Source organism: Streptomyces sp. ALB3 (assembly GCF_044385685.1).
Classification (GTDB): domain Bacteria; phylum Actinomycetota; class Actinomycetes; order Streptomycetales; family Streptomycetaceae; genus Streptomyces.
Window position 1 is genome coordinate 127018 of sequence record NZ_JBISCE010000038.1, and the last position, 18488, is coordinate 145505.

The following is an 18488-nucleotide window of genomic DNA, read 5'->3' on the forward strand; positions in this document are numbered from 1 at the left end:
TCTGGGTGGGGAGCGGCGCCGGGACCGGGTCGGGGGTCCGGCGCCGCCGTGACGGTGCGTGCGGTCGTACGGGACTGGGTGCGTCAGCCCTTGACGGCTCCGGCACTCATGCCGGTGACCAGGTGCTTCTGCGCGAAGAGGAAGACCAGCGCGGCCGGGATCGCGATGAGCACGGAGGCCGCGGTCATCGGGCCCCACTGGGCCCCGTACTGGTTGACGAACTTCTGCAGTCCGCCGGCGAGCGTGAGGTTCTCGTCCCCGACCATGAAGGCGGAGGCGTACGCCACCTCGCCCCAGGCGGTGATGAAGGAGTAGAAGGCGGTGACGGCGAGGCCGGGCTTGGCGAGCGGCAGGATGAGCCGCCAGAACGTGCCGAACGGCGTGAGCCCGTCGACCTGTCCCGACTCGTCGATCTCACGCGGGATCGTGTCGAAGAAGCCCTTCATCATCCAGGCGCAGAACGGCACCGAGATGGTGAGGTAGGTGATGACGAGCCCGGCCGGCTGGTTGAGCAGGCCCATCGTCGACATGATGTTGTAGATCGGCACGATGAGGACGGCCACCGGGAACATCTGGGTGACCAGCAGGGTCCACATCAGTCCGCGCTTGCCGGGGAAGCGGAAGCGGCTGACGGCGTAGCCGGTGGTGGCGGAGACGAAGACACCGATGACGGTGGAGAGTCCCGCGACGACCACGGAGTTGCCGAACCAGCTCAGGAACTCGGTGTCCTTGATCAGGTTGGTGTAGTTCTCGAACGTCGTCTCTTTGAAGAAGTCCGTGGTCGACGCGAACCTCGCCGGCTTCAGCGAGGTCAGCAGGACCCAGAGCACCGGGAAGACCGCGATCACCGACGTGACGATCAGGGTGAGGTGCAGGGCTACGGATGCGGCCGGCGAGCGGTCGCCGCGCTTGCGGACCTTGCGGGCGCCGTGCCGTGCGTGGGTTGCCGTGACGGTGGTCACCAGTTGTCTCCCTGCGTGCGGAGCACTCGCCGGTACACCATGGCGAAGAGCATCAGGAGTACGAGGATCAGAACGCCCCAGGTGGAGGACTGCGCGAAGTCGCGCGGGCTGATCTCGAAGGAGAATTTGTACGCCTGGGTGACCAGGATCTGGGTGGCCTCGCCGGGTCCGCCGCGGGTGAGCAGGAAGATCACCGGGAACATGTTGAAGGTCCAGATGGTGGAGAGCAGGATCACCGTGGTGGACACCGGGCGCAGTCCGGGGAGCGTGACGTGGCGGAAGCGCTGCCAGGCGGTGGCACCGTCCATCTCCGCGGCCTCGTACTGCTCCGAGGGGATCGACTGCAGTCCGCCGAGCAGGGCGACCATCATGAAGGGCACACCGAGCCAGACGTTGACGGCGATGACGGAGAACTTCGCCCAGGTGGGGTCGTTCAGCCACGGTATGCCGTCGATGCCGCCGCCGCCGAGGATCTTGTTCAGCAGGCCGTGGTTCTCGTTGTAGAGGAAGCGCCAGGCGAAGACCGACACGAAGCCGGGGATGGCCCAGGGCAGGATCAGCGCCATGCGGTAGGCGGAGCGGCCGGCGATCCTGCGGTTGAGGATGTTGGCGAGGGCCATGCCCAGGCAGAAGGTGATGGTCACACAGGAGACCGTCCACACCAGCGTCCAGCCCAGCGTGCCGAGGAACTGGTTGCCGGTCAGGGCGTCGGCGTAGTTGTCCAGCCCCACGAACTCGTAGGTGGCGGGCATCTCGTTGACACCGATGGACCGGGCGACGTTGCGCTCGTTGGCATCGGTCAGCGACAGCCAGATGCCGCGGACCAGCGGGTAGCCGATGATCACGCCGATCACGAGCACGACCGGGGCGACCATGGTCCAGGCGTACCAGTGGACCGACAGCGCGCGCCGGAGCTTGCTCGGTGGAGCGGATTTACCAGTACCGCGGCTCCGGCCGCGGGCGACGTCGTCGCCCGCGGCCTTCGCCACCGACTGGCTGGTGTGGACAGCCATCAGTCGGCCTGCCTTCCTGAGTTACTTCCAGCCCTTGAGGAGCTTGCGGTAGGAGTCGCCGGTCGCCTTCGCGGCCTTCTCCGGCGTGGTCTGGCCGGTGAGGACCTTGGTGTACTCGACGTTCAGCGGGGCGAAGAGGCTGCCGGTCTCCGGGATCCAGGGACGCTCGACCGAGGTCTCGACGACGGGCTTGAAGAACTGGACGATCTCGCTGTCCGCGGCCTCCTTCTTGGAGTACGCGGAGGTGCGGGTCGGCAGCAGGTTCAGCTCGCCGGCGGTCTGCGCCTGGGACTCGACCGAGGTCATGTACTCCACGAACGCGTAGGAGGCGTCGAGGTTCTTGGAGCCCGCGTAGACGCCGAGGTTGTGGCCGCCCTGCGGGGCGCCCTGTGCGGCGGAGCCGGCCGGCACCGTGGAGATGCCCAGGTTCGCCTTGTCGGTGAACTCCTTGCCGGTGAGCGTGTCGGCCACGGCCCAGGGGCCGTTGATCATCATCGCGACGTCGCCGTTCTTGAACGACTGCATCATGTTCTCCCAGCCGTCCGTGGCGTCGGTCTTGGCCGCCCCGGAGTCGACGAGGTCCTTCACGACACCGAAGGCCTTGACGCCCTCGGCGCTGTCCACGGTGACGGCCTTCGCGTCGGCGTCGACCAGGTCGCCGCCCTCGCCGTAGAGGAAGGAGAGGAAGTAGTACGAGTCGTCGCCGCGCAGGTAGAGACCGGTCTTGCCGGTCTTGTCCTTGATCTTCTTCGCGACGGCCTTGAGGTCGGCGATCTTCGCCGGCGGCTCGACCCCGGCGTCCTTGAACATCTTCTTGTTGTAGAAGATGCCCATGGAGTCGATCACCTGGGGGACCGCGTACGTCTTGCCCTTGTACTCGGTCGACGCCGCGGCCTGCTTGAGGAAGTCGCCCTCGTCCTTGAGCGCCGCGGTGCCGTCCAGCGGGGCGAGGTAGCCGAGGTCGGCGAACTCGGGGGTCCAGGCGACCTCGGAGCGGATGACGTCCGGGGCGCCGGAGCCGGCCTGGGCGGCGTTCTTGAACTTGTTCTGCGCCTCGCCGAAGGGAACGTTGACGTACTTGACGTCGACCTTCGGGTGCTTCTTCTCGAAGCCCTCGGCGATCTTCTTGAAGACCTTGTCCTCGCTGCCGACGTTCGAGGTGTCCCACCAGGTCACCGTGCCGGAGAGCTCGCCCGAGCTCTTGCCGCCACCGGACTCGTCGTCGCTTCCGCACGCGGTCGCCGCGAGCGCCAGGGTCGCGACCAGGGCGGTGGCCGTTATGCCACGTCGCATCTGAACTCCTTCAACTGCCGTACCGCTCCGTCGCGGCGCCGGGTCGACGTGAACGTAACAAGGATGAAAGACGACCGAAAGACCTTGCGGAAGATTTCTGCAAGCACCGCTGATCGTTACATTGGCGTGTCCGCAAGGTTGCCGTCAAGCCTCTTGACGGAAGCCCTTTCGGCCTGCCAGGTCCTGGCCAGGACTGGTGCGAGGGCGTCAGGACCGTCCGCCCGGCACGGTCGGGCACCGGTCGCAAGGCCTTGCAAGATGTTGCCGCGCGAAGGCCGCCGACCGGTGGACACAGGGGCGGACCGTCCGGATCCCGCGCATGGTGGGCAATCCGACACGCGCCCGGTACAGTCCAGTGCCATGACCGCACGGCTTGCCGATATCGCAACTCAGGCGGGGGTCAGCGAAGCGACGGTCAGCCGCGTACTGAACGGCAAGCCCGGTGTCGCGGCGGCCACCCGTGAATCCGTCCTCGCGGCGCTCGACGTCCTCGGCTACGAACGGCCCGTCCGGCTGCGCCGGCGCAGCGCCGGTCTCGTCGGCCTGATCACGCCCGAGCTGGAGAACCCGATCTTCCCCGCGCTGGCGCAGGTCATCGGCCAGGCGCTCACCAGGCAGGGTTACACGCCGGTGCTGGCGACGCAGACGCCCGGCGGTTCCACCGAGGACGAGCTCACCGAGATGCTCGTCGACCGCGGGGTCTCGGGCATCATCTTCGTCTCCGGTCTGCACGCCGACACCTCGGCCGACATGCAGCGCTACGAGCAACTGCGCGCCCAGGGCGTTCCGTTCGTCCTGGTCAACGGATTCTCCCCCAAGGTGCAGGCCCCGTTCATCTCCCCCGACGACCGGGCGGCGATGCGGCTGGCGGTGACGCACCTGGTCGCGCTGGGCCACCGGCGCATCGGCCTGGCGGTCGGCCCCAAGCGCTTCGTTCCGGTCCTCCGCAAGATCGAGGGCTTCCACGCCACGATGCGGGAGCAGCTGGACCTCACGGCCGATGACGTGGAGGAGCTGATCCAGCACTCGCTGTACACGCTGGAGGGCGGGCAGGCCGCCGCTTCGGCCCTGATGGACCGCGGGTGCACCGCGGTGGTGTGCGCGAGCGACATGATGGCGCTCGGAGCGATCCGGGCCGCCCGCCGGCTGTCGATGGAGGTGCCTCGCGACCTCTCGGTGGTCGGCTACGACGACTCGCCCCTCATAGCGTTCACCGATCCGCCGCTGACCACGATCCGCCAGCCGGTGACGGCGATGGGCCAGGCGGCCGTGCGCACCCTGCTGGAGGAGATCGGGGGCACGCCCGCTCCGCACAGCGAGTTCGTGTTCATGCCGGAGCTGGTCGTACGCGGTTCAACCGCCTCGGGCCCGGGTCCCTCCTCGGCTCCCCGCTCCCGTCGGTGACGTGCTGCGTGTGCGACCGGAACCCGACCGGAGGATCATCGGGCGGAGGGGGACGTATCTGGCAGACTCTGCGCCTATGGGTGAATCGCACGTGACCACACAGGAAGACCGCACGGCGGCCACCCCGTCACCCGTCGCGGACGGAATGACGGCGTCCGGTTCTACGAGAGCGATCACCCTGTCCCGCATGCGTACCAGCCTCTCCCTCCGCTCCCTGCGCTCCCCGCGCCGCCCGCGTCTCTGGTTCGAGATCCTGCTGATCGCGGTCAGTTACTGGCTCTACTCGCTGGTGCGCAACGCCGTGCCCGAGCAGAAGGCGGCGGCCCTGCGGAACGCCGACTGGATCTGGTCCTTCGAGCACACCCTGGGCCTCGCCTTCGAGGAAACGGTCAACCAGGCCGTCAATTCGGTGACATGGCTGATCGTGTCGATGAACTACTACTACGCGACACTGCATTTCGTCGTGACCATCGGCGTACTCGTCTGGCTGTTCCGCCGCCATCCGGGCCGCTACGCGGCCACCCGTCTGGTCCTCTTCGCCACGACGGCGGTGGCCCTGCTCGGCTACTACGTCTTCCCGCTGGCCCCGCCCCGGCTGATGAACGGCGGCGGCTTCATCGACACGGTGATGCTGCACCAGACGTGGGGGTCGATGGCGTCGGGCGACCTCAAACACATGTCGAACCAGTACGCGGCGATGCCCTCCATGCACATCGGCTGGTCGCTGTGGTGCGGGCTGACCGTGTGCGCCCTGGCCGCCGCGCCCTGGGCAAGGATCCTGGGCGCGCTGTACCCCGTGGCCACACTGGTGGTGATCGTGGCGACGGCGAACCACTTCTGGCTGGACGCGGTGGGCGGGATGGCCTGTCTGGCCTTCGGGCTGGCCGTCTCCTGCGCCTGGTACGGAGTGATGCCGCACCGCCTGCCGAAACGCGTGCAGCTGCCCGGCGCGAGCCGCCTGCGCGCCCTGCGGCGCCCGCCCGCCCGCGCGCCGGGGCCGACGGCTCCGGCCGGCCCGGACGCCGAGGCGGTGGGAGCCGGCCCCGGGAAACCGGGCCGCTCCGGCGACTGAGGTGTGGGACGGCGCCGGCGGGGGTCAGCCGGCGGCGCCGACGGGCGGCTGGCCGTGCCGGTGGCGCCGAGGGCGGCTGGCCGTGCCGGCGGGCGGCCGCGGGGCCGCCTCGCCCCGCCCCGCCCGGGGGCGGCACCCGCTCCCCTCACCCCGCGGCGCCGTAGAACCTCTCCTCCACCACCGCCCGGGCCCGCCGGGTGATCCGCCGGTAGTCGTCCAGCATGTCGCCCACGTGTCCCGGTTCGTAGCCCAGGTACCGTCCCACGGCCGTCAGCTCACGCGGGTTCGAGGGGAACGTGTCGCCCGGCCGCCCCCGCACGAGCATGACCGCGTTGCGGACCCGCGAGGCCAGCACCCACGCCTCGTCGAGCGTCTGTGCCTCCTCCGCCGGGATCAGCCCCGCCGCGCAGGCCGCCGCCAGCGCCGTCCTCGTACGCGGGGTCCGCAGCCCCGGCTCGACCCAGCCGTGCTGCATCTGCATCAGCTGCACCGTCCACTCGACGTCGCTCAGTCCGCCACGCCCCAGCTTGGTGTGGAGCGTCGGATCGGCCCCGCGCGGCATGCGTTCGGACTCCATCCGCGCCTTGAGCCGACGGATCTCCCGGACCGCGTCGTCGCCCAGCCCTTCCACCGGGTACCGCAGCGGGTCGACGAGCTCGATGAAGGCGCGGCCCAGCTCCTCGTCGCCGGCCATCGGCTCCGCGCGCAGCAGCGCCTGGCTCTCCCAGACCAGCGACCACCGCCGGTAGTAGGCCTCGTACGACTTCAGGGTGCGTACCAGGGGGCCCGTCCTGCCCTCCGGCCGCAGATCCGCGTCGATCAGCAGCGGCGGGTCGGCCGTCGGCAGCTCCAGCAGTCTGCGCATCTCCGTGACGACGGCGTTCGCCGCCTTGGCCGCCTCCTCGTCACCGACCCCTTCCCGGGGCTCGTGCACGAACAGGACGTCCGCGTCGGAGCCGTAGCCCAGCTCGTGGCCTCCGAAGCGGCCCATACCGATGACGGCGAACCGGGTCGGCAGGGTGTCGCCCCACCGTTCGCGGACCGCGGCACGCAGCGCGCCGGACAGGGTGGCGGCGTTCAGATCGGTGACCGCGGAGCCGACCCGGTCGGCGAGAGCGCCCGGATCGGTCTCGGCAGGGTTGTCCTCGGTGCCGTACGAACCGATGAGATCGGCCGCGGTCGTACGGAACAGCTCCCTCCGGCGTACCCCGCGCGCCACCGCGACGGCCGCCTCCGCCCCCTGGGCACGTCCGACGGCTGCCAGGACCTCCTGCTCCAGGTGGTCCCGGCCGCGCGGCCGGAGCCCTTCGGGGTCGCCGAGGATGGCGACGGCCTCCGGGGCACGCATCAGCAGGTCGGGGGCGAGACGGCCGGCGGACAGGACGCGGGCCAGATTCTCCGCCGCGGCGCCCTCGTCGCGCAGGAGCCGCAGGTACCAGGGGGTCTTGCCGAGCGCGTCGGACACCTGCCGGAAGCCCAGCAGGCCGGCGTCGGGATCGGCGGAGTCCGCGAACCAGCCGAGCAGCACCGGCAGCAGTGTGCGCTGGATGGCCGCCTTGCGGGAGACCCCCGACGACAGGGCTTCCAGGTGCCTGAGCGCGGCTGCGGGATCGGCGTAGCCGAGGGCCTCCAGCCGGACGACGGCCGCCTTCGCGCTGAGCCTGCTCTCGCCGGGCGCGAGCTGGGCGACCGCGTCCAGCAGCGGCCGGTAGAAGAGCTTCTCGTGCAGTCGCCGCACGACGGCGGCGTGCCTCCGCCAGGCCCGGTCGAGCTCGGCGACGGGGTCCGTGCGCAGCCCGAGGGAACGCCCGAGCCTGCGCAGGTCGGCCTCCTCCTCGGGCACCAGATGGGTACGGCGCAGACGGTAGAGCTGGATCCGGTGCTCCATGGTCCGCAGGAAGCGGTAGGCCTCGTCCAGCTGCGCGGCGTCCGTCCGCCCGACGTAACCGCCGTCGGCGAGGGCCCGCAGGGCCTCCAGCGTGGAGCCGGAGCGCAGGGTGCCGTCACTGCGGCCGTGGACGAGCTGGAGCAACTGGACGGCGAACTCCACGTCCCTGAGTCCGCCGGGACCGAGCTTGAGTTCGCGCTCGACACGGTCGACGGGGATGTTGTCGACGACGCGGCGGCGCATCTTCTGCACGTCACCGACGAAGTTCTCCCGGTCGGCGGCCTGCCACACCATCGGGGAGACGGCCTCGGCGTACTCCGCCCCGAGCCCGGGGTCGCCCGCGACCGGCCGGGCCTTGAGCAGTGCCTGGAACTCCCAGGTCTTGGCCCAGCGCTGGTAGTAGGCGAGGTGGGAGGACAGTGTCCGGACCAGCGGACCGTTGCGGCCCTCGGGGCGGAGGTTGGCGTCGACGGGCCAGATGGTGCCTTCGACGGTGGTGTCGGAGCAGATCCGCATCAGGTGGGCGGCGAGACGGGTGGCGGCCTGCATGGCCCCGCTCTCCTCCACGCCGTCGACCGGCTCGGCCACGAAGATCACGTCGACGTCGGAGACGTAGTTCAGCTCGTGCCCGCCGCACTTGCCCATCGCGATCACGGCGAGCCTGCACTGCGCGGCGTCGGACGGCGCGGCGGCGCTGGCGATGGCGAGCGCCGCCCGCAGGGTGGCCGTCGCCAGATCGGCGAGCTCCGCGGCGACCTGGGCGACATCCGTCGTTCCGCACACGTCGCGGGCCGCGATGGAGAGCAGTGACCTGCGGTAGGCGACGCGCAGCGAGTCCGGGTCGACGGCGTCGCTGAGCATCTGCTCGAACTCGGGGATCCCGGGGTGCAGGTCGGTGGCCTCGTAGGTGACCAGCGCCTGCCAGTCGCGCGGATGCCGTGCCAGGTGGTCCCCCAGGGCCTCGGACGCGCCGAGGGCCCCCAGGAGCCGGTCCCGCAGCGGCTTGGCCGTGACCAGGGTGTCCAGCAGGATCTGCCGTGCCCCGGCTTCCTCGGCCTCGACGAGCCGCACGAGGCTGTGCAGGGCCAGATCGGGGTCGGCGGTCGCGCCGAGGGCCTCGAAGAGGACGGGATCGGCCCGTACGGAGGAGAGCTCGGGCAGATCGAGCAGCCGTTCGGCGGCGGACGGATCGGTGAATCCGTGCCGCAGCAGTCGGGTGAACGTACTGCTCCTGCGTCCCGGCACCGTCGTCATCCTGTGTCCCCTGCCCGCCGATCACACATGCCCGCCCTCCGAGCCTAAGGCCTTTCCTCCGGATCAGGCCGGGCCCGCCTGCCGTGGCACGCGCTGTCGTCACCCGACGACGCTCCGCGTCGCGGCAGCACGCGCAGGACCCGCACCCTCGTGCGGCCTGATCCGGCGAAAGGCCGGCCCCGCGCCGATGATTCCCGGACGCGGGCGGAGTCCACACCACGGAGGCAGGATCGACGTGAAGATCACGCACACCGCCACAGCGCTATTGGAGGCCCGAGATGCCGGAGAAGGACACCCCCGCCCCCGACACCGCCCTGGACCCGCACTACAGCGGCGAGGGCGCCACCGCCCGCCCCTGGGCGGAGGCGGTCGCGCTGCTGGAGGGCGCCGAGCTGTACTGGCTCTCCACGGTCCGGCCGGACGGCCGCCCGCACGTCACCCCGCTGATCGGCCTCTGGTCGGCGGGCGCGCTGCACTTCTGCACGGGCCCCTCCGAACGCAAGGCGCGCAATCTGGCCGGCAACCCGGAGGTCGCCCTGACCACCGGCACCAACACGCTGAACGAGGGGTTCGACGTCGTGGTCGAGGGCCGGGCCGCCCGGGTGACGGACGAGCAGCGGCTGATCACCCTGGCCGAGGCCTGGGAGGCCAAGTACGGCGCCGAATGGCACTTCGGCGTCACGGACGGGATGTTCTCCAACGGGGCGGGCGGCCGTGCGGAGGTCTTCGCGGTGACGCCCCGCACGGTCTTCGGCTTCACCAAGGGCGACCCGTTCGGGCAGACGCGCTGGCGCTTCACGTGAGCAGGTGAGCGCGCCGTCGGTCCGCTGTCCCGGGCGGGCCTAGCGTGGCCGCGTGCCGATGACGACGGTGGCGTACAGCTCCTCGGAGACGACGACGCGCGCGGCCAGTCCGCCGCCCCCCACCGTCCTCTCGGCGCGCACGGCCTGCCGCTCGCTCGTCTCCACCAGCAGGCTGCCGCCCGGGGCGAGCCAATCGGCGGCCTCCGCGACCACGCGCCGCAGCACGTCGAGCCCGTCGCCGCCTCCGTCGAGCGCGACGCGCGGCTCGTGGACGCGCGCCTCGGCGGGCAGCAGCTCGACGTCCTCGGTCGGCACGTACGGCACGTTGGCGAGCAGGACGTCGACCCGGCCGCGCAGCGAGCGGGGCAGCGGCTCGAAGAGGTCGCCCTCGTACACCGTCCCGAGTCCGCCGACGTTGCGCCGGGCGCAGCGCACGGCGGCGGGTTCCACGTCGGAGGCGTGCAGTTCCACCTCGGACAGCGACGACGCCAGTGCCGTGCCGAGCGCCCCGGTACCGCAGCAGAGGTCGACCACGACCGCCCGGCCGGGTGCGAGTGCCGCGGCCTGCCGGACGAGGAACTCGGTACGCCGCCGGGGCACGAAGACCCCGGGGTCCACGGCGATCCGCAGTCCGCAGAACTCGGCCCAGCCGAGCACGTGTTCAAGCGGCAGACCGGCTGCGCGGCGCTCCACCATGGCGGCGAGCCCGTTGGGGTCCGCCGCTGCGGCGAGGAGGAGTTCCGCCTCGTCCTCGGCGAATACACAGCCGGCGGCGCGGAGTCTGGTGACGAGGGTGGAGAAGGTGAGCGGTGGGGCGGATCGCTGCATGGTGCGGAGCCTTTCGGGATGACCGATGGGCGCTCCGCGATCGCTCAGGCCCGGTCGGCCACACGACGGCGAGGGGTGAGCGCCCAGCCTGCTGAAGCGGTAATGGGTCTCACCTCCTGGGTCGGTCCCGGTCTCGGGACGCGTCACACTACCGGAATCCCCGGGCCCCGGACCCGTCCGCGGACGCGCACGACGGCCCGGGACGCCGCCGGCACCGATCCGGCCCCGGCCCGCCGCGAGGCCGCCCTCCCCCGGCGGGAAGCACCGCGTGCGCGGTCCCGGCGGCCGTTCGCGCACGGTGCCTCAGCCGCGCCGCGCGGTACCGTCCGGGCTGACCACGTCCACCGGCACGCCGGCCCGGCGGGCCTCCTCGACCAGGTCGGCCGTGCCGCCGCCGGCCCCGGAGGGGCGTGTGCCGTCCCACACCGCGACGAGTCGGTCCGCTCGCTCCAGCAGCTCGGCGTTCGCCGCCTCGTACGCCGCGCGGCCGGCGCTCTCGTACGGCAGGGTCCGCACCTCGACGGCGGTCTCGTTGAGGTGGTCGAAGACCGGGCCGTGTTCGGGCCTGACCACGGCGGAGCGGTAGTCCAGGGACGGGATCACGAGGACGAGGCGGCCTCCCATGGCGGAGACCTCCTCCGCGAAGAGGGCTTCGGCTCCGGCGGCGGCGCACGAGATTCCGGTGAGGTCCTCGCTGTAGGGCTCCAGCAGCTCGCGCAGCGCGGCCCGTACGAGCGGCACGGACTCCTCGGTCAGGTCGGTGTGCCCGGTCACGGCCAGCGTCGTCATGGGCCGTCCTCCTCGGTTCGGCAGTGGCTCGCGGGGCCGGCCACGGCCGGGCCCCCTGTCACGGATACGGCTGCCCCGGTTGCACCCTCGCACGCTCCGGACCGCGCACGGGCGCCGGCCGGCCGTGGCTACGCCTTCCGCTCCCCCGCTCCTCCGGCGTCCTCCAGCTCCTCGGCCGGACGCTCTTCCCCGCGCCGGAGGCAGGAGTGTACGTTCGTACATGTCCAGCCCCGGGGCGCCGCCCGCCCTGCCGTGTCCCCCGCCCCGCCGTGTTCTCGTGAAAGACGTGTCTGATGGACCTGGCCACCCGTCGCCGCCGAACAGCGTTGTTCCTCTTCTTCCTCATGCCCGGCCTGGCGATCTCGTCGTGGGTGACGCGGACGCCCGACATCAGGGACCAGCTCGGCGCTTCGACGGCCCAGATGGGGATCGTCCTGTTCGGCTTGTCCGTCGGCTCCATGCTCGGCATCCTCGGCTCCGGGGCCCTGGTGGCACGGTTCGGCACCAAGCCGGTCATGGGTGTGGGCTCGGCGCTGGTCATCCTCAGCATGGCGGTCATCGGCTGGGGTGCCCTGTTCTCCTCGGCTCCCGCCGTCACGGCCGGGCTCTTCCTCTTCGGCGCCGGGATGGGAGGAGGAGAGGTCGCGGTCAACATCGACGGCGCCGAGGTCGAGCGGATCGCCGGCCGGACGGTGCTGCCCACCCTGCACGGCTTCTTCAGCCTCGGCACGGTCGTGGGGGCCGCGGCCGGCATCCTGTGCACCGCCGTCGAGTTCCCGGTTCAGTGGCATCTGACCGCCGTGGCCGTCATCGCGGCCGGGCTGATCGCCTACGCCTTCCGCGCCGTCCCCGCCTCGGTCGGCAGGACGAAGGGGGCCCGGCCGGACGACCGCGGCACGGCGCCGTCCCGGGCGGCGGTGTGGAGGGACAGGCGCCTGCTGCTGATCGGCGGCATCATCCTGGCCATGGCCATGGCGGAGGGCGCCGCCAACGACTGGCTGCCCCTGCTCATGGTCGACGGCCACGGTGTGGACCCCGCCCTGGGGTCGGCCGTCTACGCGGGCTTCGCCGCCGCCATGTCGATCGGCCGCTTCGGGGGCGGCTTCTTCATCGACCGCTTCGGCCGCGCCCCCGTCGTCCGGGCCAGCGCGCTGTCCGCGGCCCTCGGGCTCACCCTGGTCATCTTCGCCGACTCCGCCGTACTCGCCGGGGCCGCGGTGCTCTTCTGGGGCCTGGGGGCCTCACTCGGCTTCCCGGTCGCGCTGTCGGCGGCCGGCGACTCCGGCCCCGATCCGGCGGCGCGCGTCAGCCTGGTGGCGATGATCGGCTACATCGCCTTCCTCGTCGGGCCCCCCGGCCTCGGCTTCCTGGGCGACCACTACGGCCTGCGCTCCGCCATGATCCTCGTCCTCGCGTTCGTCGCCGTGGCGGTCTTCCTCTCCCCTGCCATCGGCACCCGGCACACCACACCGCCTGAGGTCCACGCGCCGCGGGAGCGTGCCCCCGACCCGGCCACGGACGCCGCGCGGACAGCGGGAGGCGAGTGACGGGCCGCTACCGCACACCGCCCGCGCCCGACGGCCCCGGCGCGTCCGGGGACGGCGAGGGCCCGCGGCCGGTGGCCGCGGGCCCTGCTCCGAACGTGACGCCTACAGCACCGGCAGCAGGTTCTTCAGCTCGAAGGCCGTGACCTCGCTGCGGTACTCCTCCCACTCCTGCTTCTTGTTACGCAGGAAGAAGTCGAAGACGTGCTCGCCCAGCGTCTCCGCGACCAGCTCGCTCTTCTCCATCAGCGAGATCGCCTCGCCCAGGTTCTGCGGCAGCGGCTCGATGCCCATCGCGCGGCGTTCCGAGTCGGACAGGGCCCAGACGTCGTCGTCGGCGCCGGCCGGGAGCTCGTACCCCTCCTCGATGCCCTTCAGGCCCGCGGCGAGCAGCACCGCGTACGTCAGGTAGGGGTTGGCGCCGGAGTCGATGGAGCGGACCTCGACACGGGCCGAACCGGTCTTGCCGGGCTTGTACATGGGGACGCGGATCAGTGCGGAGCGGTTGTTGTGGCCCCAGCAGATGTACGAGGGGGCCTCACCGCCGGCCCCTGCGGAGCGGCTGGAACCGCCCCAGATGCGCTTGTACGAGTTGACCCACTGGTTCGTCACGGCGGAGATCTCCGCGGCGTGCTTGAGCAGGCCCGCGATGAAGGACCGGCCGACCTTCGAGAGCTGGTACTCGGCGCCCGACTCGTAGAAGGCGTTCCGGTCGCCCTCGAAGAGGGAGAGGTGCGTGTGCATCCCCGAACCCGGGTACTCCGAGAACGGCTTCGGCATGAAGGTGGCCTGCACGCCCTGCTCCAGCGCGACCTGCTTCATGACCAGGCGGAAGGTCATGATGTTGTCGGCCGTGGAGAGCGCGTCCGCGTACCGCAGGTCGATCTCCTGCTGGCCGGGGGCACCCTCGTGGTGGCTGAACTCGACCGAGATGCCCATGGATTCGAGCATGGTGATCGCCTGGCGGCGGAAGTCCATGCCGACGTTCTGCGGGGTGTGGTCGAAGTAGCCGGAGCTGTCCGCCGGGGTGGGGCGGCTGCCGTCGACCGGCTTGTTCTTCAGCAGGAAGAACTCGATCTCCGGGTGGGTGTAGAAGGTGAACCCGAGGTCGGAGGTCTTCGCCAGGATGCGCTTGAGGACAAAGCGCGGGTCCGCGAACGAGGGCGAGCCGTCCGGCATGAGGATGTCGCAGAACATCCGCGCCGTCCCCGGGGCCTCGGCACGCCACGGCAGGATCTGGAACGTGCCGGGATCCGGCTTGGCGATCATGTCCGACTCGTATACACGGGCGAAGCCCTCGATCGCGGAGCCGTCGAAGCCGATGCCCTCGTCAAAGGCCTGTTCGAGCTCGGCCGGGGCCACGGCAACGGACTTGAGGTAACCGAGAACATCGGTGAACCACAGCCGTACGAAGCGGATGTCACGCTCCTCAAGCGTCCTGAGGACGAATTCCTGCTGCTTGTCCATAGCCACATCCTTGCAGTTCAGACGGTCCGTGCACCACCGCCCGGGGTAGGGGGACACCTCAGTATCACGACCCGGGATTTCACCCAGATTACGCACACGGTGTGAGAGAGAGCACGCGGCCACCCACTACGATCGGCGGCCATGGTGTGCAAGGGCCGCAGCCGCCCGGCCACGGCCTCCGCGCCGGGGTTGCGCCCGCTCCGCTCCCGTCCCGCCCGACCCCTGGCAGAAGGACCCGACGTCATGAGCTTCGACCGCAGGACCCGCATGGAGCAGATGCGCGGCGCCGACCGTGCGCGCGACCGCCGCAACCGGGTCGTCGCCATAGGCCTGAGTGCCGTCGTCGTCGCAGGCCTGCTCGGTTTCGGCTCGTACGTGCTCCTGGAGAGGTCCGAGGCCGGCGAGCAGAACGGGAAGAGCCAGGCCCAGGACACCGGGCGGAGCGAGCAGGAGAGGAAGAAGCTCGCCGCCGAGCCGATCGCGGACGAGAAGACGTGGGACGCGAAGACGCTGACCCGCGACCACGTCACGACCGACGTGACGTATCCCATGCGGCCGCCGGTCGGGGGGAACCACGCTCCGGCCTGGCTGAACTGCGACGGCGTCGTATACGAGAAGACCGTCCCGGACGTCAACGCAGTCCACGCCCTGGAGCACGGCGCGGTGTGGGTGACGTACGACGGGAAGGCGTCCGGAGCCGATGTCGACGCGCTCGCGTCCCGGGTCCGGAGCACCCCGTACTCCCTGATGTCCCCCTACGAGGGGCAGCCCGGGGCCATCATGCTGAGCGCCTGGGGCAAGCAGGTCACCGTGGACGGCGCGGACGACCCGAGGGTGGCCCGGTTCTTCGCCAAGTACGTCCAGGGCGCGCAGACGCCCGAGCCCGGCGCGCCCTGCACCGGCGGGGTCGACGGGTGAGCGCCTGTCCGACCGGGCGTACGCGGTGGGTGGCGGGCTCGGCCGTGGCCCTGGCCCTGCTGTTCGCGGGCGCCGCGGCGGTCGCGTCCGCGCGGGGCGACGGGGCTCAGGCCGGTCCGCTCACGCCCACGGCCCGGTCGGCGGACGCGGGCTTCGCGCGGGACATGGCCGTGCACCACCAGCAGGCCGTGGAGATGTCGTTCATCGTGCGGGACCGGACGCGCGACGAGGACGTACGGCGCCTCGCGTACGACATCGCCCACACCCAGGCCGGCCAGCGGGGCATGCTGCTCGGCTGGCTGGACCTCTGGGAGCTGCCGAAGACGGCGCCCGAGGGCCAGGGCCCGATGGCCTGGATGCCGCCGGGTACGCACGGCGGCCACGGCGCGCACGGCACGGCGGCCACGCGGGACGCGGACACCGACGGGGCCCTGATGCCCGGCATGGCGACCAGGACCGAGCTGGAGCGGCTGGACGGGTCCGAGGGCAAGCCGGCCGAGATCCTCTTCCTGCAGCTGATGACCGACCACCACGAGGGCGGCGTCGCGATGGCCCGCGGCTGCGCCGAGCGGTGCACCGTACCCGTGGAGAAACGCCTGGCCCAGGGCATGGTCGAGGCCCAGCAGTCCGAGCTGGACCTGATGGCGGACATGCTCGCGGCACGGGGCGCGGCGCCCCGTCCCTGAGCGCGGCACCGGGCCGGCGTACGCCCGAACGGGTGACAGCGTTCGCGTGCGCCGGCCCGGCCCGGGACGATGGAAGGACTCGGGGCCGTACGGCAGTGCCCACCGGCACGCAGGAGGCAACCCCATGACCACGGCCAAGGACATCATGCACACCGGGGCCCACTGGATCCCCGCCCACGAGACGCTCGACCGCGCCGCCCAGATGATGCGCGACCACGAGGTGGGGGCGCTGCCCGTCTCCGCCAACGGCGAGCAGGACCGGATGGTCGGGATCATCACCGACCGCGACATCGTGATCGAGTGCGTGGCGTCGGGGCACGATCCGTCGAAGGTGACGGCGGGCGAGCTCTGCGACGGCACACCGCGCTGGATCGAGTCGACGGCCGACGTCGACGCGGTGCTGGAGGAGATGCAGAGTCACCGCATCCGCCGGCTCCCGGTGGTCGAGGACAAGAAGCTGGTCGGCATGATCAGCGAGGCCGACCTGGCGCTCCACCTCTCGGACGAGCAGGTCGCGGGCTGGGCGGAGAAGGTCTACACCCGTTCCTGACTGCTCGCCGCCCGCCCGTCACCGGCGCACGCCCGCCGGACGGCCCGGTGCCGTAGCCCTACGTCGCGCCCCGTCCGCGTCTCGTCCGCGCACGGGCACCGGCCGTCGTCCGGTCGGGATCGGCCCTGACCGGAAGGGCCCCGCCCCGCGCCAGCCCGCCGCCTCAGGACGGGAACCCAGGACATCGCGTCAGTCCGACGATTAGACTGGGCCCGTGCCTCAACTACGTCTCGCCCTCAATCAGATAGACACCACCGTCGGGGACCTCGCCGGCAACTCCGAGTCGATCGTCCACTGGACGCGGCACGCCGCCGAGCAGGGCGCCCACCTGGTGGCCTTCCCCGAGATGGCGCTGACCGGGTACCCGGTCGAGGACCTTGCTCTGCGGGCGTCGTTCGTCGAGGCCTCGCGGCAGGCGCTGCGCGCGCTCGCCGTCCGTCTGGCCGACGAGGGCTTCGGTGAACTGCCGGTCGTCGTCGGCTACCTCGACCGGTCCGAGCACGCGGCAACGCGGTACGGACAGCCGGCCGGGTCGCCGCGCAACGCCGCCGCGGTGCTGCACGGCGGGCGGGTGGCGCTGAACTTCGCCAAGCACCACCTGCCCAACTACGGCGTCTTCGACGAGTTCAGGTACTTCGTGCCGGGTGACTCGATGCCCGTCGTGCGGGTGCACGGCATCGACGTGGCCCTGGCCATCTGCGAGGACCTCTGGCAGGACGGCGGCCGGGTCCCGGCCGCGCGGGCCGTCGGGGCGGGGCTGCTCCTGTCGGTCAACGCCTCGCCGTACGAGCGCGACAAGGACGACACCAGGCTGGAACTGGTCCGCAAGCGGGCCCAGGAGGCCGGCTGCACGACGGCGTACCTCGCGATGATCGGCGGCCAGGACGAGCTGGTCTTCGACGGGGACTCGATCGTCGTCGACGAGGACGGCGAAGTCATCGCCCGCGCACCCCAGTTCGCCGAGGGCACCGTGATCCTCGACCTGGACCTGCCGGCCGCGGCGGCCGAGGCGCCGTCCGGGGTCCTCGACGACGGGCTGCGGGTCGACCACGTGGTGCTGAGCGGGGAGCCGCTCCCCGCCTACGAGCCGGAGCTCACCGGGGGGTACGCGGAACGGCTCGACGACGACGAGGAGCTGTACTCGGCACTGGTCGTGGGCCTGCGCGCGTATGCCGCGAAGAACGGTTTCAGCAGCGCCCTGGTGGGTCTCTCGGGAGGTATCGACTCGGCACTCGTCGCGGCGATCGCCTGCGACGCGCTGGGGGCTCGGCAGGTGTACGGCATCGCGATGCCGTCGAAGTACTCCTCGGACCACTCGGTGGCCGACGCGGCCGAGCTGGCACGGCGCACGGGCCTGAACTTCCGGACCCTGCCGATCGAGCCGATGTTCGACGCGTACATGGGGTCGCTGGGGCTCACCGGGCCGGCCGAGGAGAACCTCCAGGCGCGGCTGCGCGGCACGATGCTGATGGCCGTCTCCAACCAGGAGGGCCGGATCGTGCTCGCCCCGGGCAACAAGTCGGAGCTCGCGGTGGGCTATTCCACGCTGTACGGGGACACCGTCGGCGCCTACGGGCCGATCAAGGACGTGTACAAGACGTCGGTCTACCGTCTCGCGAAATGGCGCAACCGCGCCGCCGTGGAGCGCGGCCGGACACCGCCGATCCCGGAGGCGTCCCTCACCAAGCCTCCGAGCGCCGAACTGCGCCCAGGCCAGGTGGACTCGGACTCCCTCCCGGACTACGACGTGCTCGACCGGATCCTGGAGCTGTACGTCGACCGGGACCAGGGCCGGGAGGCGATCGTGGCAGCCGGGTTCGACGACGCCCTGGTGACCAGGACACTGAGGATGGTGGACGCGGCGGAGTTCAAGCGCCGGCAGTACCCGCCGGGCACGAAGATCTCGCCGAAGGGCTTCGGCAAGGACCGCAGGCTGCCGATCACGAACCGGTGGCGCGAGTCGGGCTGACGCGGTTCGCGCCGGCGGGGCAGGGTCCGCCCGCGCCCGGACCGTCCT

At 71.4% G+C, this 18488-nt stretch carries 15 protein-coding genes; 8 read left to right on the forward strand and 7 right to left on the reverse strand.

From position 1 onward, the window contains the following. Positions 1 to 83: 83 nt before the first annotated feature. From ACHFIV_RS24340 to ACHFIV_RS24350, 3 genes are read right to left on the reverse strand one after another with little or no spacing between them, the layout of a single operon-like run. The gene (locus tag ACHFIV_RS24340; RefSeq protein WP_398972829.1) at positions 84 to 962 is read right to left on the reverse strand and encodes a sugar ABC transporter permease; all 879 of its coding nucleotides are present in this window, start codon (positions 960 to 962) and stop codon (positions 84 to 86) included. Then, positions 959 to 1975 carry a carbohydrate ABC transporter permease gene (locus ACHFIV_RS24345; protein ID WP_398972832.1) on the reverse strand — a complete coding sequence of 339 codons (1017 nt, stop codon included), beginning with the start codon at positions 1973 to 1975 and terminating at the stop codon, positions 959 to 961. The genes ACHFIV_RS24340 and ACHFIV_RS24345 overlap by 4 nt, the downstream gene beginning before the upstream one ends. A 21-nt stretch (positions 1976 to 1996) precedes the next feature. Continuing rightward, entirely contained in the window at positions 1997 to 3268 is a 1272-nt protein-coding gene (locus tag ACHFIV_RS24350; protein ID WP_398972834.1) for an extracellular solute-binding protein, read from the reverse strand. A 360-nt stretch (positions 3269 to 3628) separates the two neighbouring features. Here ACHFIV_RS24350 and ACHFIV_RS24355 point away from each other — a divergent pair, with 360 nt between their 5' ends. Together ACHFIV_RS24355 and ACHFIV_RS24360 are read left to right on the forward strand one after the other, a co-directional pair. Next, positions 3629 to 4672 carry a LacI family DNA-binding transcriptional regulator gene (locus ACHFIV_RS24355; RefSeq protein ID WP_398972837.1) on the forward strand — a complete coding sequence of 348 codons (1044 nt, stop codon included), beginning with the start codon at positions 3629 to 3631 and terminating at the stop codon, positions 4670 to 4672. A 187-nt stretch (positions 4673 to 4859) separates the two neighbouring features. After that, entirely contained in the window at positions 4860 to 5744 is an 885-nt protein-coding gene (locus ACHFIV_RS24360) for a phosphatase PAP2 family protein (RefSeq protein ID WP_398972840.1), read from the forward strand. Positions 5745 to 5889: 145 nt separating this feature from the next. Here the strand turns inward: ACHFIV_RS24360 and ACHFIV_RS24365 are convergent, their stop codons facing one another. Next, positions 5890 to 8886 (reverse strand): bifunctional [glutamine synthetase] adenylyltransferase/[glutamine synthetase]-adenylyl-L-tyrosine phosphorylase, encoded by a 2997-nt coding sequence (locus tag ACHFIV_RS24365; protein WP_398972842.1) that lies wholly within the window; start codon positions 8884 to 8886, stop codon positions 5890 to 5892. 278 nt (positions 8887 to 9164) lie between these two features. Between ACHFIV_RS24365 and ACHFIV_RS24370 the strand changes: the two genes are divergently transcribed. Further along, positions 9165 to 9689, forward strand: a complete 525-nt coding sequence (locus ACHFIV_RS24370) for a pyridoxamine 5'-phosphate oxidase family protein (protein ID WP_398972845.1) — start codon at positions 9165 to 9167, stop codon at positions 9687 to 9689. Positions 9690 to 9728: 39 nt separating this feature from the next. Here the strand turns inward: ACHFIV_RS24370 and ACHFIV_RS24375 are convergent, their stop codons facing one another. Together ACHFIV_RS24375 and ACHFIV_RS24380 are read right to left on the reverse strand one after the other, a co-directional pair. Continuing rightward, complete coding sequence (locus tag ACHFIV_RS24375; RefSeq protein ID WP_398972848.1) at positions 9729 to 10517, reverse strand: putative protein N(5)-glutamine methyltransferase; 789 nt, start codon at positions 10515 to 10517, stop codon at positions 9729 to 9731. A 303-nt stretch (positions 10518 to 10820) separates the two neighbouring features. Continuing rightward, positions 10821 to 11306 carry a hypothetical protein gene (locus tag ACHFIV_RS24380; RefSeq protein ID WP_398972849.1) on the reverse strand — a complete coding sequence of 162 codons (486 nt, stop codon included), beginning with the start codon at positions 11304 to 11306 and terminating at the stop codon, positions 10821 to 10823. Between the two features lie 293 nt (positions 11307 to 11599). Here ACHFIV_RS24380 and ACHFIV_RS24385 point away from each other — a divergent pair, with 293 nt between their 5' ends. After that, positions 11600 to 12853, forward strand: coding sequence for an MFS transporter (locus ACHFIV_RS24385; protein WP_398972852.1), 1254 nt, complete (start codon positions 11600 to 11602; stop codon positions 12851 to 12853). Positions 12854 to 12955: 102 nt separating this feature from the next. On the opposite strand, the gene glnA is transcribed toward ACHFIV_RS24385, so the two are convergent. Further along, on the reverse strand, positions 12956 to 14317 hold the full coding sequence (glnA, locus tag ACHFIV_RS24390) for a type I glutamate--ammonia ligase (protein ID WP_014156604.1): 1362 nt from the start codon (positions 14315 to 14317) through the stop codon (positions 12956 to 12958). 243 nt (positions 14318 to 14560) lie between these two features. Between glnA and ACHFIV_RS24395 the strand changes: the two genes are divergently transcribed. The 4 genes from ACHFIV_RS24395 to ACHFIV_RS24410 all read left to right on the forward strand — a co-directional run bounded on the left by ACHFIV_RS24395 (position 14561) and on the right by ACHFIV_RS24410 (position 18440). After that, the gene (locus ACHFIV_RS24395; RefSeq protein ID WP_398972856.1) at positions 14561 to 15235 is read left to right on the forward strand and encodes a DUF3105 domain-containing protein; all 675 of its coding nucleotides are present in this window, start codon (positions 14561 to 14563) and stop codon (positions 15233 to 15235) included. Next, positions 15232 to 15921, forward strand: coding sequence for a DUF305 domain-containing protein (locus tag ACHFIV_RS24400; protein WP_398972858.1), 690 nt, complete (start codon positions 15232 to 15234; stop codon positions 15919 to 15921). Before ACHFIV_RS24395 ends, ACHFIV_RS24400 begins: the two co-directional genes overlap by 4 nt. Before the next feature lie 124 nt (positions 15922 to 16045). Continuing rightward, positions 16046 to 16471, forward strand: coding sequence for a CBS domain-containing protein (locus ACHFIV_RS24405; RefSeq protein WP_398972860.1), 426 nt, complete (start codon positions 16046 to 16048; stop codon positions 16469 to 16471). Positions 16472 to 16685: 214 nt separating this feature from the next. Beyond that, positions 16686 to 18440, forward strand: coding sequence for an NAD+ synthase (locus tag ACHFIV_RS24410; protein ID WP_398972863.1), 1755 nt, complete (start codon positions 16686 to 16688; stop codon positions 18438 to 18440). Positions 18441 to 18488: the final 48 nt, after the last annotated feature.

What these genes read in the sequence shown, in the direction of transcription:
- ACHFIV_RS24345 (WP_398972832.1), bottom strand. Translation starts at nt 1,975, where the DNA reads ATGGCTGTCCACACCAGCCAGTCGGTGGCGAAGGCCGCGGGCGACGAC.
- ACHFIV_RS24350 (WP_398972834.1), bottom strand. Translation starts at nt 3,268, where the DNA reads ATGCGACGTGGCATAACGGCCACCGCCCTGGTCGCGACCCTGGCGCTC.
- ACHFIV_RS24355 (WP_398972837.1), top strand. Translation starts at nt 3,629, where the DNA reads ATGACCGCACGGCTTGCCGATATCGCAACTCAGGCGGGGGTCAGCGAA.
- ACHFIV_RS24360 (WP_398972840.1), top strand. Translation starts at nt 4,860, where the DNA reads ATGCGTACCAGCCTCTCCCTCCGCTCCCTGCGCTCCCCGCGCCGCCCG.
- ACHFIV_RS24365 (WP_398972842.1), bottom strand. Translation starts at nt 8,886, where the DNA reads ATGACGACGGTGCCGGGACGCAGGAGCAGTACGTTCACCCGACTGCTG.
- ACHFIV_RS24370 (WP_398972845.1), top strand. Translation starts at nt 9,165, where the DNA reads ATGCCGGAGAAGGACACCCCCGCCCCCGACACCGCCCTGGACCCGCAC.
- ACHFIV_RS24375 (WP_398972848.1), bottom strand. Translation starts at nt 10,517, where the DNA reads ATGCAGCGATCCGCCCCACCGCTCACCTTCTCCACCCTCGTCACCAGA.
- ACHFIV_RS24380 (WP_398972849.1), bottom strand. Translation starts at nt 11,306, where the DNA reads ATGACGACGCTGGCCGTGACCGGGCACACCGACCTGACCGAGGAGTCC.
- ACHFIV_RS24385 (WP_398972852.1), top strand. Translation starts at nt 11,600, where the DNA reads ATGGACCTGGCCACCCGTCGCCGCCGAACAGCGTTGTTCCTCTTCTTC.
- glnA (WP_014156604.1), bottom strand. Translation starts at nt 14,317, where the DNA reads ATGGACAAGCAGCAGGAATTCGTCCTCAGGACGCTTGAGGAGCGTGAC.
- ACHFIV_RS24395 (WP_398972856.1), top strand. Translation starts at nt 14,561, where the DNA reads ATGAGCTTCGACCGCAGGACCCGCATGGAGCAGATGCGCGGCGCCGAC.
- ACHFIV_RS24405 (WP_398972860.1), top strand. Translation starts at nt 16,046, where the DNA reads ATGACCACGGCCAAGGACATCATGCACACCGGGGCCCACTGGATCCCC.